We start from the raw sequence: 16854 nt of genomic DNA on the forward strand, positions 1-16854 counted from the left end.
TTGAATCCGACATCCTGACGCCCACTTTCGAGACTCTGAAAGACCGCACGTCCATGTGTCGTGGCACCTTGCCACTCACGCCGGCGGCTCCAGGCAATCAAGGCCGGGCTTGAGCGTGACCGTCGCCGTCAAGGTTCCCGTGCTGGTCGCACCCAGGCTATCTGACACGACGTAGTTGAAGGCGAATGTCCCTGCGCCGCTGGAACCGATTGTCGCGGAGGTGCTGCTGGAAACATTCGCCCAAGCCGTGCCGCCACCCGCCGTCGCATCGATGCTCACCAATGTCAGCGGCGTATTGTTTTCGGGATCCGTGTCGTTCGCAACAAGATTCACGATCTTCGTACTGATACACATGAACGATGTCGTATCGGCATTGGCGACGGGCGGCAGATTGCTGACGTCGTTGTTGTTGATCATGCCCGATCCCTGCGCCGTGCCAATCGTCGCACCGCCGGTCGCGGACGAGAGGTTGACCAATACCGTTTCATTCGCCTCGACCGCACTGTCGTCGATTGTCGCGACGTTGATCGTCTTGCTGGTTTCGGAGGTGAGGAAGGTCAGCGTGCCTGACACCGCGGTGAAATCGGTACCTGACGTGGCCGTGCCGCTCGCGCTGGCGTAGTTGACCGAGAAGGAGGTGTTGGTTGCCCCTGTCTTGGTGACGGTGAATGCCAGCGTACCGCCCTCCGCGACCGCAGTCGCATTGCCGATCGCGAAGGAAGGCGGCGTGAGGTCGTTATCGTTGATCGTTCCCGAACCCTGGGCCGTGGTGATCGTCGCGCCAGCGGTCGCTGCGGAAAGGTTCATCAATACCGTCTCGGCCGATTCGACCGTAGCGTCGTCCGTCGTCGAGACTGTGATCGTCTTGGACGTTTCCCCCGTCAGGAAGGTCAGCGTGCCGGAGGTGGCGGTAAAATCCGCACCCGACGTCGCCGTACCGCCCGCGCTCGCATAGTTAACCGAATAGGATACCGCCGCGGCGCCGGTCTTCGTCACGGTGAAGGTCAGCGTCCCACCCTCCGTTACTGCGCTCGCATTTGAGATCGCGAACGAGGGCGGGGTATCGTTGTCGTTGATCGTACCCGTGCCCTGGGCCGTGGTGATCGTTGCCCCGCCGGTCGGTGCCGAGAGGTTCATCAATAGCGTCTCGGCCGATTCGACCGTGGCATCGTCCGTTGTCGGAACCGTAATGGTCTTCGTCGTTTCCCCCGCGAGGAAGGTCAGCGTTCCGGAGGTAGCGGTATAGTCAGCCGAGCTCGCGGTCCCATTCGACGTGGCATAGTTGACGCTCAGGCTGCCCGACGCAGTCCCCGCCTTCGTGATCGTGAAGACCAGGGCGACGCCCTCCGTCGCTGACGCGCTGTTGACCGAGAAGCTTACCCCGGGCACGCCCGACACCGTGTAGGTGGCACGATTGCCGGCGGGATCGAAGGTGGTGCCCGTCTGTGTTCCGTTCGCTGGCCCGCCGGATACCGACGACGTCACCAGACGCCCCAGCGCGTCATAACTATAGGTGATCGTTTCCTGCGCGATCGACGGCGCACCGATCAGCAACGCGATCAACACGGACCAGGCCAATGCCAGCCACCGCTTGCTCAAAATGATATTCCCCCGGATACGGCGTGAGATAAGCAGCCGATGTCTCACTTCATGCGGCATCCGAGCGCGCGACGCGATCAGACTTATGTCAGCTTCGGATACATCTCCGAAAAATAAGCCTTGCAATTGAGGCTTCTGCTCCAGAGACGCGCTGCGCCTCCCGTCGGGATGTGGGATCACGATCGCAAAAAAAGGGCGGCTCCTTGCGGAGCCGCCCCAGGTTTTCGACGATGCTGCGATCAGAACTTGAAGTTCGCACCTGCCCGGAACGTGCGCCCGATCAGACCGGCATAGTGCCAGGTGGTCAGGAAGTTCGGCGAGCTCGCATAGGAGGCCGGCGCGATCGGTGCGCGGGCACCGAGCACGTTGCCCACGTTCGCGAAGAAGCTGAACTGGTCGTTCACTTCGACCTTCGCGTTCAGATCGACGTTGATGAAGCTGTTCACGTAGCAGAAGCTCTTGCCGCTGGAGTCGGTAGGTGTCTTGTACAGGTTCGCCGAGCAATCGGTCACCGTAGTGGCCTGATCGGCGGCGACTTCCTTGATGCGGCCGACATAATAAGCCGTCGCGCTAAGCGAGAACCGGCCGAAGTCCAGCGTGTTCTGCCAGTTGCCGCGAATGCGCGGTGTGCCGTTGCCCGAGGACAGATCGTACGGCCCAAGAGTGCCGGCGAACTTCTGCAGGCCACCCGAGGTGCTGCGATCATACTGGATCACGTAGGTCGCCTCGACGCGGCTGGTGAAGCGGATGCCGTCGCCCAGCGGGATCCGCGCGGTTGCCGAGAAATCAACGCCCGAGGTCAGATCCGAGTTGATGTTGACGAACGGCGCATTGATGATCAGCACCCGCGGCAGCGCGCCCGGGAACTGAGGATCGGCGCCGTCAACGGTATTGACCGAGTAGCCCGGGCCGAACGCCGCGACGGCGTCCTTGGCGGCCTGAGGATTCGCTGCGTTGAAATACGCCGTAATGGCCTTGCCCGCATCCGGACCGTTGGCGATCAGGTTCGACTTTTTCACGTTATAATAGTCGGCGGTCAGGCTGAGCCAGGGCACGGGTTCGAAAATGACGCCGGCGGTGAAGCTGCGCGAAGTTTCCGGCTTCAGGTTCGGATTGCCGACAAAGCCGCGGCCGACCGAATAGGCCAGGTTGTAGGGGTTGTTGTTGGCAGAGCAGCCGCCGGTCGGAGTGGTCGTCCCACCATGCGCCAGGATGAAGGGGCAGGTCGGCGTCGTGGTGACGAAGCCCGCATATTGCGAGCGCGGGCCGGATTCAGCAAAAGTCGGGGCGCGGAAACCCTGCGAATAGGTGCCGCGGAACGCGATCTGCTTGATCGGGGTGAGCTTGAAGCCGATCTTCGGCGAGAAGCGGCCGAAACCTTCCGAATAATGATCGTAGCGGCCCGAGCCGTTGATCTCGAGGATATCGAGCACCGGCGCCTGGATCTCGAAATAGCCGGCCGACACGGTATGCGAGCCGAAGGCCGACGAGGTCGTCAGGCCATAGGTGTCGAGCGCGGCGTTCTGGTTGTTGTTTTCCAGAGTCTCGTGGCGCACCTGGCCGCCGATGGCGACCATGAGCGGGCCGCCCGGCAGTTCGAGCAGCTGCTTGGTGATCGCAGCGTCAACCGAATACATTTCCGAGAAGGACGGCGTGATCTTGTCCGGCGCGATCGCGTCGCGCACCGCCTGCGAGTTCAGCGACGGGTTCACGAAATTATAGCTGCCGGTGTTGATCGCCTTCAGCGTGTTGGCGATGTTCAGGAAGCCGTGCTGGACGATCTCGAGGTTGTCGCGGGCGTAGACGCCGTCGATCTTCCAGGTCCAGTCGTCGCCGATCGTGCCGTTCAGGCCAGCGGTGAAGCGCCACACTTCGTTGGTACGGTCGCTGCCGGCCTTGATGTCGCCGAACAGATAATAGATGCGGGCCGCGCCGTTAAGCGGATCATTGGCAAAAGCGGCCGCATAGGGATTGTTCGGGTTGAGCGTGCGCCCGGCCGTTCCCACCGTCGCGCAATTGACGCCCGATGGGCAGATCCAGACCGGCAGGACGATGCCGGGGTTGCCCGACGCCAGCGCGGCAGCGCCGCCATAAGGCTGCGTATTGCGCAGCGCGCGCGGCGCGTTGAGGATGCTGACATAGCTGTTCGAATAGCTGCCGGTGACATAGCCTTCGATAGTGTCGGACAGGCGCACGCTGATACGGCCGTTGATCGAATATTTGCGCTGCAGCGGCGCGAGCTGGAAATATTCGTCTTCGATATTGTGCTTGCAGCCAGTGCCGCGCGAGGCGCCGGTCGCCACGGTGTAACTGCCGCCCGCGCAATTGAGGTTCAGCGAGGTGTAATTATTATACGCCGTAATGCCATCCGCCTGTAGGCCGCTGGCGAAGAGGGTCGTGCCGCCGGCGAGCGGATTGTTCGGGTCGGTCTGGTTGGTGCGCACGACGACGGCATGCGGCGTCGCGGTGGTCAGCGTGCCGTCGGCACCATTATTGTCGGCGCCGCCGATCGAGCTCAGATCGCGGTTGTTGTACGGGAAACCGCGGCTATGGGCGGTGACGCGGCCGTCCTGCTGGAATTCGCCGTTGAGATAGACGTTGAAGCCTTTTTCCGCATAATCGCCATAGCCGACCGTCAGGTTGGCGCGCTGGCGCCCCGCATCGCCCTTCTCGCTGGCGCCGGCCTCGACCGTGCCGGCGACGCCGACGAACTGCTTCTTCATGATCAAATTGACCACGCCGCCGATCGCATCGGCGCCGTAGGTGGAGGACGCACCATCCTTGAGCACTTCGACCCGGTCGATCAGGCTGAACGGAATCGAGTTGAGATCGACATAGGCGTTGTGGCCGTCGTCGTTGATCGGGAAGTTGGTCGAGCGCAGGCCATCGACCAGCACCAGGGTCGACGAGACGCCGAGGCCGCGCAGCGAGACGGCGACGCCGCCGGCCGAGAAGCCGCTCTGGAAACCGACGCCGATCGAACCGCCGCTGTCGGCCGAGACCGAGCGAATCGCTTCGGCTGCCGTGGTGATGCCGGCCTTGGCAAGGCTGTCGGCGGTGAGGACGGTGACGGGCGACGGAGTCTCGGTATCGGTGCGGCGGAACAGCGAGCCGGTGACGACGATGTCGGGCGCTTCGCCTTCGGCGGCCTGGTCGGCCGGCGTGGCGGTGGCGGGCGCGTCCTGCGCGAAGGCCGGGCTGCTCAAGCCGAGAAGAAGGGCGAGCGGCGCAGCGCCGGTGCACAGGCGAGTGGCATTAAGGCGATTGAACGAACGCATTGATTGAGTCCCCCGGATGGTCAGGTGATTGTTGCATCGGCCGTGTGGGCCGAGCCGGGCGTTCTTGGCGCCCGATGGCGCCTAGGTGTCGCGCTGCAGCATTTTTGTAAATCAGATAAGGTCCGGTCCGGAACTTTCCGGCGACTGTGTTACAATTGCGCAACACTCTTGCGACTATGGGCGCTCGGCCGAGCCCCTGCACCTATACGATGGCCCTACACCGTTCGGCCCCTACGAAAATAAAACTGCCGAATCGGCCCTGAGCCTAACTATCCGCTAACCAGCGCTGATGTAGCGATGGACGTGTGAGCACTCGCCCCGCCTCCCAATTCGCCCATCCGCGCATCGACGGCCGCGCCCTTCTCGGCCTGTACGATCCGGCCGACACCACCGACTGGGCGCCGATTCGCGCCGCGCAGGTCAATGCGGGCAGCCAGCTCGCTTTGTTCCTGCTCGCGGCCAATGTCGTCGGCGCGATGCTCGTTACGCTGGTGCTTCAGCCGGTCGCGCCGCTCTGGGCGCTGGCGAGCTGGGGCGCCGTCGTCGCGGCGGTTGCCGTGGCGATCACCTTCCGCCGCCTCGCCGCCCGTCAGCGCACCGCGCAGACCGCGACCTTGCGCGACGTGCGCGATACGGTGGTCGAAGGGATCGCGCTCGCCGCGGTCTGGTCGGTGCCGCCGCTCGTCTTCGGTATCTCGGCCGCCCCGGCGGTCGCCTTCGGGCTGTGGATCGTCGTCGCGCTGCTGATGACCGCATCGGCCGTCGCCATGGCGGCGCTGCCGATGGCGACGCTCAGCTTCCTCGGCATCCTCGGCGCCTCGATCGCGGTGATGCTCTATTTCGTCGGGGGGCCGCTGCTCGCCTCGACCGCGATCGTCTTCACCGCGCTGCTGATGCTGGTCTGTTTCGGGCGCGGCAAGGCGCTGGTCGTGATCCGCGCGGGCGAGATCGCGCTGGCCGAGCGCGACGAGACCGTGAGCCTGTTGCTGCGCGAATTCGCCGAGCACAGCGCCGACTGGCTGTGGGAAACCGACTCCAACCGCCGCATCGTGCGCGCCTCGCCCCGCTTTGCCCATTCGGTCGGGCTCGATCCCTTGTCAGTCAACGGCATGCCGTTCCTGCAGGTGCTGGCGGGCTCCGCCTGGGAATCGGGCAATTTCTCCGCCGGCCTGCGCACCCTGGCCGAGAAGCTGAAGGGCCGTGAGGGCTTTCGCGACCTGCTCCTGCCCGTCGAGGTGAATGGCGAGGAGCGCTGGTGGGAGATCGCCGCCAATCCCCGGCTCGACGATCGCGGCAGTTTTGTCGGCTTTCGCGGCGTCGGCTCCGACGTCACCGAACAGCGCGCCTCGGCCGACAAGATCAACCGCATGGCGCGCTTCGACACGCTGACCGGCCTGCCCAACCGCCTGCTGATCAACGAAGCGCTCGTGCTCGCCATGGCCGATGCGGAAAAATGGGGCAGCCGCTGCGCCTTCATGATGATCGATCTCGATCGCTTCAAGGCCGTCAACGACACGCTCGGCCACCCGATTGGCGACCGCCTGCTCGGCCGCGTCTCCGAGCGGCTGAGCCAGTTGATGACCGACAATGAGGTGATCGGGCGCCTGGGCGGCGACGAATTCGCCGTGGTGGTGCGCGACGCGAGCGATTCGGCGCGCATGGAGCGGCTGGCCCAGACCATCATCGAGGCGCTGTCGCGCCCCTATGAGATGGATCAGCACACGCTGTACACCGGCGCCAGCGTCGGCGTGGCGACGGGGCCGCGCGACGGACGGACCGCGGAAATGCTGATCCGCTCGGCCGACCTCGCGCTCTACCGCGCCAAGGATGCCGGCGGCGGCGTGGTGCGCGTCTATGAGCCGCAGCTGCATGTCGAGGCGGAAGAGCGCCGCGTGCTCGAAATGGCGCTGCGCAAGGCGGTGCAGAATGACGAGATGCACCTCAATTACCAGCCGGTGGTAGATGCGCAGACCGGCGCGCTGACCGGGTTCGAGGCGCTGCTGCGCTGGACTCATCCGCAACTCGGCAACATCTCGCCGGTGAAATTCATCCCGCTGGCCGAGGAAGCGCGGCTGATCGCGCCGATCGGCGAATGGGTGCTGCGGACCGCCTGCGAGGAGGCCGCGCGGTGGAGCTCGCCGGTGCGCGTGGCGGTCAACGTCTCGCCAGACCAGCTCCACAACCCCGCCTTCGTCTCGATCGTCGCCTCGGCGCTCGCGAACAGCGGCTTGCCGCCGGAACGGCTCGAGCTGGAAGTGACCGAGAGCGTGTTCATGCGCGAGGGCACCGGCGCGACCAAGGTGCTGGAACGCATCATGGATCTCGGCGTGAAACTCAGCCTCGACGATTTCGGGACGGGTTATTCGTCGCTCGGCTATCTCAGCCGCACGAAATTCTCCTCGATCAAGATCGACCGTAGCTTCGTCCAGGGCGCCTCGCAGAATGTGCCGGAGGCGATCGCGATCATCCGCGCCGTCGTCGCGCTGGCCCAGAGTCTGGGCATGGCGACCACGGCGGAAGGCGTCGAGACCGAGCAGGAGCACCGCATGGTGCAGGACCTCGGCTGCACCAAGGTCCAGGGCTATTATTTCGGGCGTCCGCTGCCGGTCGAGGAAGCCCGCGCGGTCGCCAATCGCGATTGGGGCGAAGCGGCGGCCGCCTGAGCCGCCCGACCACCGAAAAATCGGGCTGGCGAAAAATCGGGCTGGCGAAGCGTCCGGTTCATGCTGCCGGGCCGATGCCCCGGCCCGGCACAAACGCAATCACCTCAACTTCGCCAGCCCAGGGGGCAGGCTCAGAACTTCGCGCGGACACCGACGCGATAGACGCGGCCCAGCGTGTCGTAGAGCGCGGGATTCACGTCGAGGCCGGTATTGGTCTGGGGCGACGGTGCCGGATCGTGATCGAACAGGTTGTCGACCTTGAAGAAGGTTTCGATCCCCTTGGTGATTTTGACCGAGCCGCCGATGTCGAGATAGAAGGCACCCTCCATCTTGTTGAAGTCGGTCGTCGGATGGTTGCCGGTCGAGGCCGGGCAGCCGGTGGTGCAGACGACATATTGATTGCCGAACACGCCATCGCTGAACCAGCGCTCCTGAACGAGGAAGCTGAACCGGTCGTTGCTGTAGCTCTGCGTCGCCAGCCACTTCCAGTGAGGCGTGTTGCCGGTGTTGGCGCCGGCCTGGTCGACCACATCGACCCCGGCGATGCCCGCATCGACGAGGAATTCGCGGATGTGCGTGCCAAGGGCACGGATCGTGAAATTACCCGGTAAGCCGAGCGGCTGCTGCCACTGGTAGCTCGCCTCGATGTCGAACCCGCTGGTCTTCCACGAGGCGAGATTGAACGGCTGGACGTTGATGAAATTGTCGATCTGGTTCGCGTTGTCCAGCTTGAAGCCGCCGCAGAAGGTCTGATTGCCGTCCTTGCAGAACTGGACGATCTGCTGCGCCGACAGGGTCGAGATGACGCCGTTCAGCTTGATGCTGTAATAGTCGAACGACAGGCTCAGCCCGGGCAACCATTTCGGCCGCGACAGGACGATGCCGATCTCGGTGTTGCGCGCGATCTCCGGCTTCAGGTTCGCGTTGCCGATCGTGTACTGGAACGCCTGCACCGCGACATTGCGGAAGGGGTCGTTGAAGCTCGGCAGCGTGGTGACGGTCGGCGCGGCGAACAGCTCCGACAGGTTCGGCGCACGCACGTCGCGCGACGTGACGGCGCGCAGGCGGACGCCGTCGATCGGGGTCTCCCAGGTGCCGCCGAGCTTCCACGCCCAGACCGTGCCCGATGTGCTGTAATGCGTGACACGGCCTGCACCGTTCACGTTCGCGCGGCCGATCCCGTCGCCGTTGAACAACGGCACGTCGAGTTCCAGGAACCCTTCATAGACGTCGTACTTGCCGCTGCCGTTCTTGTAGTTGCCGGCCGCCCAGTTGCTGCCCTGAGCGGAATTGAGCAGCGGATCCGACGGATAATCGGCGCTGTTCGGACTGATGGTCGAGACGCCGGCGCCGTAAGGATCGGCGTTCACACGATAGAATTCATGGCGATATTCCCCACCGAATGCCACCGACAGCGGACCTGCCCACAGATTGAGCGGCTGGCCGGAGAAGTTGAGGCTGACGACATCCTGCGTCAGCTTGGTATGCTGGAACGGCCCGGCGGCGGGGGTGACATAAGCGAGCGCGGCCGATGACGGAGCCGCGCCGGTAAAGATGTTGATCGGCTGGCAGCCCGCCGCCCGCGCAACCGGATCGGCGCACACGATGGCACCGTTCAGCGTGATCGCATTGGCTGCGGCGACATAGCGGTTCTGGAGGACGATGGTGTCGACGTCGATGTTCGAGATCGTCGTGCCATGCTCATAATAGGCGTCGTATTTCCAGTCGGACCCGCCCACGCCGAACTCGCCCTTGAACCCGCCGACGAAGCGATACTGGCGACGATCGGTCGAGACCTTGGGGTCAGGGAAATTGCCGTTGCTCGATCCGAAATTGAACTGGGTGATGCCAGCGGTGACGCACCGGTCCTTCACCAGCTGCGGCAGATACGGGTTCGCGCACTGGACCGTCAGGTTCGGCCGGTTGTAGCCCGGGCTCGGCTGGTTGCTGGTCGTCACCTTGGCCACGTTGACGGTCAGATAGGCCTCGTTGTTCTCGGCAAAGTCGAAGCCGATCCGGCCAAAGCCGTTGAGGCGCTCGAGCGAAGACTTCAGCGATGCGCCAGAGCCCGGCGCGCCTGTCAGGTCGCCGCCGACGCAGAAGGCGTTGCCCGGGAAGCAGCCCGTGACGGTGCCGGTGCCCGTCGGCGTGCCGCCCGAGCCGTAATTGAAGTTGTAGGGCGTGCCGTTCGCGTCGAACGCAATTCCCTGCAGCGGGCCGTTGTTGATGAGGCCGTAGCGCGCATATTGATAGGGCTGCGCATAATCGGCGTAGTGATAGCGCGGCTTGCCGTTGTTGGTCTGCCCGGTATCGAACAATGTGGTGGCGCGATACCAGTCGCGGCCGCCGGCAAGGTCAGTACCGAAATCGCCCGGACCGACGCCGTCCTCATGATCGAATTCGCCGCTGACGATCACATGCAGCCGGTTGTCGAACAGCGAGGTGCCCCAGGCCGCCTGGACGAGCGCCTGCTCGTCATCGCCGTAATTGGTAATGCCGCCCTGGACGTTGGCCTTGAAGCCGGTGAAGCGCGTGTCGGTGATGAAGTTGACCACGCCGCCGACCGCGTCCGAACCATAGGATGCGGATGCGCCGCCGTTCACCACGTCGACCCGCTTCACCAGTAGCTGCGGGAACATGCTGATGTCGGGAACGCCGGTCACGTTCGCGCCGACGACGCGCTGGCCGTCGAGCAGGGTCAGCGTGCGGATCGTACCGAGACCGCGCAGCGAGAAGGAGCTGAGACCCTGCTGGCCGCTCGAGGTGCTGAACGTGCCCGTGGCTGCACCGGTCGAGCCCTGTAGCGACGGGAGCTGGGCGATGGTGTTGAAGATGTTCGGCTGCGCGTTGCGGGCAATCGATTCCTCGTTGATGACGGTCGTCGGCGTCGGCGCGTTGAAGCCGCTCGACATGATGCGGCTGCCGGTGACGATGATGTCGCCCTCGGGCTTTTCTTCGGGCGTCGACGGGAGCGGCGCAGACGCGGCCGCGTCTGGCTGGGCGGGGGCGGTTTGCGCGGATGCGGGGGCGAAGGCGAGGCCGGCAGCGAGTGCAACAAGACTGGTAACGGTACCACGAAAGCCCGTCAAAGCGCGGCGGTCAAACGAACTGTTTCCCATCATCCATCCCCTGTTCGTGGTTCTTCGACGCGCCGCCTTGGCTGACGAATCGCGTCCTTGTGCAATACACTTACCGGATCACGACCCGCCCATCATCTACGACCATGGTCGCATAGCCCCGCCCTGATGGGAGCGTTCACGGCCGCGCCGAATACAAAGCGTGGTGCGTGAGGATGAACAAGGTGCGCCCGTCCGGCCCGCCGAACAGCAGCTGCAGCGGCCGTTCGGGCACATCGATCCGCCCCAGCTCGTTGCCATCGGCGCCGTAGACGAACACCTGGCCGTTCGCGACATAGACGCGGCCGTCCTGCCCCGCCGCCACGCTCTCGCCGCCGCGCGGTGCGAACGGCTTGAGGTCAGTCACCGCGCCGCGTGAGCCGAGCAGGCCCGAATAGGTCCGGTCTTCGGAGCCATTGGCGAGATAAACGCGTTCGCCGACCTTGCCGGTGACCCAGCCATAGGTGTCGAGTGTATCGGAGAAGCGCCAGCCGAGATGGTTGGCCGGCCCCTGCTGCCAGACGCGATAAGCAGGCAGGACCAGGCTGCCATCGGGCGAGACATAGTCGCGCGACTTGGGCTCCGCCATGTCACGTGCGAACATCTCGGCAAGCGTGGTGAAACGGTCGGCGGCGGGATCATATTGATCGCGGAATTCGCCATTGTTCCAGAAGCCGCCGGGCAACGCGACGCGGGCGCCCGCGCGACCGCCGGCGGGCGTCGGGGCGATCACCCGCACTGTCTGGGGATCGCCGGGCTTGAGGCTGTAGACGGTCGCCTCTGGCCCGTCCGAGGAGAGGACCATCAGATTGCCCGAGCGATCGACCGCGAGGTTGATCGGATCGAGCGGGGCATCGGCGACGATCGAGAGCCCCTCCTTTTCCGACCAGCCATGGATGCGGTGGAACTGCCGGTCGACGAAATAGAGCTTACCGGCGGAGTCCACCGCGCCGCCGCCAAGCGCGTAGAAGTCGCCGGCGAGCCGGGTCACCGGAACGAGCGCGGGCGTAGCAGCAGCGGGTGCCGCGTCCGTCACGTCGAGCACCGCGAACTCGCGCTCGCGCACCTCGGCGCGGCGCGTCAGATCCTGGATCGCATTGGCATAAGGATATTTGCTCGCGCGCAGATAGGTACCGCAGCCATTGGCGTCGCAGGTCGAAAAGCCGCTCTCCGCATTGACATGGACATTGCGGAAACGAATGCCGGACGATCCGTAGAGCTTGACCGCCGCCGCCGCCGGCTGGAGCGAGCGGGTGACGCGGTAGCCGTGGAAATTGGCGAACAGGATGTCGCGCGAATTGCGCACCTCGAGCGCGACGGTGTTACGCCCCTCCCCTGCCTCCTCCTCGGTCTGCGGCGCCAGGAATTCCCAGTTGCGCACGCCATCGAGCACGATCTCGGCGCGCACATGATGCTCGGCCGATATCTGATAGACATAGCCGGGCGTCGCCGTATCCGAGACATGAAGCCCGGACTGGGCATAGGTGTTCGGCGTCCACAGGCCGTTGAAGGTGCCACCGCCACCATCGGTCACCCACAAGCTGGAATATTGCGCGTCCCAGCGCTTTTTCGGGTCGGCATCCGACGTGTGATTGGAATTATAGGGATCGAAGCGGCTGCCATCGGCGAGATTGGTGCCGTGGCCGCCCTGGAATTTCACGTCATCGACCAGCGACTTTTCGCCCGCGCGCCACAACAAAGCCGTCGCACGCGGGTTGATGCCGCCAGTGGCAAGCCCGAGACCCGAAACGATCGCGTCGCCGCCTTTGGCGCTCTCCATCAACGCTTTGGCTGGGCCGATGCCGCGATAGGCTGGCGTGTCGTTGGCCAGCACGATCTGAGTCAGGCTGGGATGCAGGCCGATCAGCACGGTGTCGGGGCGCAGCTTCAGCGTGTCGGTGACGCGGTAGAAGCCCGAGGGGAAATAAAGGACGCGGTGCGAGTCGATCGCGCGCTGGAGCGCGGCGGTGTCGTCGGTCGCGTTGTCGCCCTTGGCGCCGAGATCGCGGACATTGGTCCAGGCAGCGGTCCCGGGGAAGGCGCGGATCGCCGGATCGTGACGGCGCGGCAGGGTCGACAGCGGGGCTGCATCAATGCGGGTCGCGAAGCTGCCGGGCTGGCCGAGCGCCGCCAGGGTCAGCCCATAAGTGAACTCTTTCACCCGGTAGCGCGGCGCCGGCCCCGCCACGGTCTTGCCGCTGTCGCGGAACCGGGCGAACACCGGCGTGCCGCTGGCCACGGCATTGTCGAACCCGATCTGGGTATAGGCATTGCCTTCATTGCTGATGATGATTCCGGCCTGCGAGACATTCTCGAAGCGGACGTCCTTGCCCCAGAGCCAGTCGCCATAGCCGCGGTCGATCTCGATCCCGACGGGCACGTTGCGGAGTACGGTATTGACCAGCGTCAGCCCGGCCTCATGCTCGCGGATCGCGGCGTCGCGCTGGCCGTCGAACACGGAATCGAGCAGCGTATATTGCCAGGCGGGCGAGGTCTTTTCCGCCAGGATGCCGTAGCGCCCACCATAGAAGCGCAGGTCCATGCCGAGATTGCCGACCTGGTAGATGCCGGCGAGCGCCGAGCCGAGATGGAAGTCGATATGGCTGAGATAGGTGTGCTGCGCCGTGTGGAAACGCACCGCCGTCGCCGCCGGATTGCCGCTGCCGATCTCGAAATTCACATTGGCCATCGCCGAGTAGAAAGTACCCGAATTGGCGTCGGCGATATCCGGGTCGAACGGCACGCTGGTCGGCGGCGGCACCGGCACCTTGCCCCGCAGCGGCACGCCCCCCGGCCCCGGCGCGGTACCGCTCGGCTGATTACCGGTGAAAAAGACCATGCTGCCGACACCGCGCTGGAAGCCGGGCGTGGCCGCGGCGAGCAGGAGAACCGGGCGAGTCCTGCCTACGCCGAACAGGCGCACGCCGGGCCACATATAGAGCGTGCGGGTCAGCCGATGACGGCCTGAGGGCAGGAACACGATGCCGCCGCCGGGACGAGCCGCCGCCGCGTCGATCGCTGCCTGGATCGCTGCGGTATCGTCAGCCACACCGTCGCCGCGCGCCTTGACGGTGACCGCGGCGGGATCGTTCGGTGCCACGGCATAAGCCGAAACGGCGGGCTGCTGCGCGCCGGCGACCGCGGCGATCGGTATCGCCGCGACGATCAAACACCGCGCGATCGTGCTCGCTGCGTTCGCCTTCATGCTTCCCGACCTTTCGCGACAGTCCCGCATTTTCGCGGTGAGCGCGCAGGGTAGGCGGTCGCGGGCATGTCCGCGACCGCGACAAAGGTCGCAATAGTCAAAAGCGCCATGCGCCCAATAAGATCGGCCCGGATGCGTGGCCCGAATTCGCGCGACTGGTGACGAAAGCTGAGGACGCGCGGTGAAGGCACAGGGGAACATGACCGGACTGCCCCCCTGCGCGATCGTCGTGATGGGGGTGAGCGGCTGCGGTAAATCGACGCTGATCAGCCATCTCGGCGCCTATCTGTCCTGCCCCGCGTTCGAAGGCGACGATTTCCATGCCGAGTCGAGCATCGCCAAGATGCGCACCGGGCAGCCGCTCGACGATGTCGACCGCTGGCCCTGGCTCGACCGGCTGGGCGCCGCGATGGGCGCTGCGGTGCACGAGGACGGCATCGCGGTCGCGGCCTGTTCGGCGCTCAAGCGGCGGTACCGCGAGCGGCTCGAACGCGCGGCAGGCGTGCCGTTGCTGTTCGTGCTGCTCGACGGCGAGCGGGACGAAATCGCCGCGCGACTGGCCGCACGGAAGAGCCATTACATGCCGACCAGCCTGCTCGACAGCCAGTTTGCCGCGCTCGAGCGGCCGGCCGCCGACGAGCGCGCGCTGACACTCCACTGCTATGCGCCGATCGAGGATCTTCGCAGGGACGTCCTGGCCTGGGCGCAGGCCAGCATCCTCTCCACCGCACGCTAGGCCTTACGGCATCAGCCGCTTGCGGCCCTGCGACAAATGCCAGCGCATCGCCAATGCCGCGCCATCGGCATCCTGTGCGCGGATCGCATCGACGATCGCGTCATGCTCTTCCATCATCGCCGCGATCACTTCGGGCGGGCGGGAACGCGAGATATCGACGCCGGCGCGCAGGATCAGGATCACGTCTTCCTGAAGGCGATCGAGCGAATCGACGAAGGCGCTGTTGCCGGTCGCCTCAGCGATCATCCGGTGCAGCACCCAATCCTCGGCATGGGCCGGGTCGCTGGACAGCAACGCACCACGCAGCGCCTCCAGCGCTGCCTCGATCGCCTCCATCTGCTGGTGCGAGCGCCGCTGTGCGGCAAGGCGGGCAGCTTCGGCCTCCAGCACGAAACGGACTTCATAGGTGCCGAGTGTTGCCGCGAGACCGTGCATCGGCATGTGCGAGCCAAGCCGTTCCGACGGCCGGCGCTTCACATACGATCCCGCGCCGCGCCGCGCCTCGGTGATACCGTCCGCGGCGAGCCGGACCAGCGCCTCCCGCACGATCGAGCGCGACATGCCGAAGGTTTCGGCGAGCCGCGCCTCCGACGGCAGCCGGTCGCCGGTCACCAGGCCTTCGTCATTGATGATCTGAACGATGGCAGTGTACGCACGACCGGCCAGCGTGCCTTCCTGCACGAAAGGTCCTTCATTGCGGGTTCGGACGCCACGGCCTGTCATACGAAATAGCTGAGCCCCACGACCGCGGCGAGCCCGGCCACCGATATCACCGTCTCGAGCATCGACCAGGTGCGGAAGGTGTCGGCCGTGCTGGTGCCGACATAGCCCTTGACCAGCCAGAAGCCGGGATCGTTGACGTGGCTGAAGAACACCGATCCGGCGCCGATCGCCAGCACCACCAGTTCGGGCGACACGCCAGACGCGGCGACCACGCCGGGCATGACCCCGACCGCGGTGATCGTCGCCACCGTCGCCGACCCGGCAGCGAGCCGAATGCCGACGGCGACCAGCCAGCCGAGCAGCAACGGCGAGATCGCATACATCATCACCACCCGCGCCAGCAGGTCGGACAGGCCGGCGCTGACCAGCACCTGCTTCAGCGCGCCGCCGGCGCCGATCGCCAGCAGGATCGCCCCCGCCGCGCCCATCGTTTCGTACCACACCGCATCCTGGATCGCCGCCTCGGCCAGCCGCCGCCCGAACAACAAGGGCAATGCGATGAGGTTGGTGACGAGCAGTGCCAGCACCGGATTGCTGGCCGCAGCCAGCCAGGCGGCATCCTTGAGCCCCGGCACCAGCTTGCCGAGTTCTCCCGCCGCAATCAGCAAGATCGGCAAAAGCACGATGAACAGCGACACGGCGCGTGGCGGGGGTGCCAGGTCCAGCGAATGATCGCTCAGGACAGGCTCGATCAGCCGCACGCCGGGCGTGGTGAACCTGGCCAGCACCGGGCCGGCAAGAATGGCGATCGGGATCGCGATGATGATGCCGTACAACATGGTGCGGCCAAGGCTGGCGCCGAGCGCCTCGACCGCCAGCAATGGCCCGGGATGCGGCGGCACCAGCGCGTGGACGACACCAAGGCCGGCCAGCGCCGGCATGATCAGCCGCAGCTTGGCGGCATCCCGGTCGCCATCGTCGGGCATCGCCTTCGCCGCCGCCACCACGATGGGCAACAGGAGCACCAGTCCGGTTTCGAAGAAGAGCGGCAGGCCGATGATGATGGCGATGCCGAGCGTCGCCCAGGGCGCCGCTTTCGGCCCGGTCAGGCGCAGCGCGCCGGTGGCGAGCGAGGCGGCCGCACCCGACAGATGCAGCATGGCACCGAGCGAAAGGCCGAGAGCAACCACCAGTCCGGTGCCGCCGACAATGTCGCCGACTCCCTTCTGCACTGCCTTGGCAGTATCGGCGAGCGGCAGGCCAGCCAGAATCCCCACCGCGAAGGCGCCGCACAACAGCCCGATGAACGGGTGGAGGCGGCCGCGCACGATCAACAGGATCGCAAGCGCGATGCCCGCAACGGCCGCCATCACGAGCCTGATATCGGCGCCAGTCACCGGCGCTGCCCCTGCCGCGGCGCGCGACCCTCAATCGCTTCGGACATCGCCCCTCCTCTTCCGGTGGCGTGATTCACCCCGGGTTCCCTATATCATATCTGTAGGACAGGTTTCTGCATCAGAGCAACGAAAAAGACTTGATCCCTCCCATATTTGGAGAACATAAATAAAGCTGTCCGACCGATTCCGGCTTAACA

At 65.4% G+C, this 16854-nt stretch carries 8 protein-coding genes; 2 read left to right on the top strand and 6 right to left on the bottom strand.

All coding sequences use genetic code 11. The features are described from left to right. Positions 1-75: 75 nt before the first annotated feature. Together WC729_RS00730 and WC729_RS00735 are read right to left on the bottom strand one after the other, a co-directional pair. Positions 76-1599, bottom strand: coding sequence for a Calx-beta domain-containing protein (locus tag WC729_RS00730; protein WP_372848518.1), 1524 nt, complete (start codon positions 1597-1599; stop codon positions 76-78). A gap of 239 nt (positions 1600-1838) precedes the next feature. After that, positions 1839-4877 (bottom strand): TonB-dependent receptor plug domain-containing protein, encoded by a 3039-nt coding sequence (locus tag WC729_RS00735; protein WP_372848520.1) that lies wholly within the window; start codon positions 4875-4877, stop codon positions 1839-1841. A 305-nt stretch (positions 4878-5182) separates the two neighbouring features. On the opposite strand from WC729_RS00735, the gene WC729_RS00740 reads away from it, so the two are divergent. Further along, positions 5183-7540: a putative bifunctional diguanylate cyclase/phosphodiesterase gene (locus tag WC729_RS00740; RefSeq protein WP_372848522.1), complete on the top strand. Its 2358-nt coding sequence runs from the start codon at positions 5183-5185 to the stop codon at positions 7538-7540. A 131-nt stretch (positions 7541-7671) separates the two neighbouring features. On the opposite strand, the gene WC729_RS00745 is transcribed toward WC729_RS00740, so the two are convergent. Both WC729_RS00745 and WC729_RS00750 read right to left on the bottom strand, forming a co-directional pair. Then, the gene (locus tag WC729_RS00745; RefSeq protein WP_372848524.1) at positions 7672-10662 is read right to left on the bottom strand and encodes a TonB-dependent receptor plug domain-containing protein; all 2991 of its coding nucleotides are present in this window, start codon (positions 10660-10662) and stop codon (positions 7672-7674) included. A 133-nt stretch (positions 10663-10795) separates the two neighbouring features. After that, positions 10796-13861: a glycosyl hydrolase family 28-related protein gene (locus tag WC729_RS00750; RefSeq protein WP_372848526.1), complete on the bottom strand. Its 3066-nt coding sequence runs from the start codon at positions 13859-13861 to the stop codon at positions 10796-10798. A gap of 199 nt (positions 13862-14060) precedes the next feature. Here WC729_RS00750 and WC729_RS00755 point away from each other — a divergent pair, with 199 nt between their 5' ends. Then, positions 14061-14597, top strand: coding sequence for a gluconokinase (locus tag WC729_RS00755; RefSeq protein WP_372848528.1), 537 nt, complete (start codon positions 14061-14063; stop codon positions 14595-14597). Positions 14598-14600: 3 nt separating this feature from the next. On the opposite strand, the gene WC729_RS00760 is transcribed toward WC729_RS00755, so the two are convergent. Next, positions 14601-15278 carry a FadR/GntR family transcriptional regulator gene (locus WC729_RS00760; protein WP_372848530.1) on the bottom strand — a complete coding sequence of 226 codons (678 nt, stop codon included), beginning with the start codon at positions 15276-15278 and terminating at the stop codon, positions 14601-14603. 38 nt (positions 15279-15316) lie between these two features. Continuing rightward, the gene (locus WC729_RS00765; protein ID WP_372848532.1) at positions 15317-16657 is read right to left on the bottom strand and encodes a GntP family permease; all 1341 of its coding nucleotides are present in this window, start codon (positions 16655-16657) and stop codon (positions 15317-15319) included. Positions 16658-16854 lie beyond the last annotated feature (197 nt).

The organism is Sphingomonas sp., assembly GCF_041661825.1.
Taxonomy (GTDB): domain Bacteria; phylum Pseudomonadota; class Alphaproteobacteria; order Sphingomonadales; family Sphingomonadaceae; genus Sphingomonas.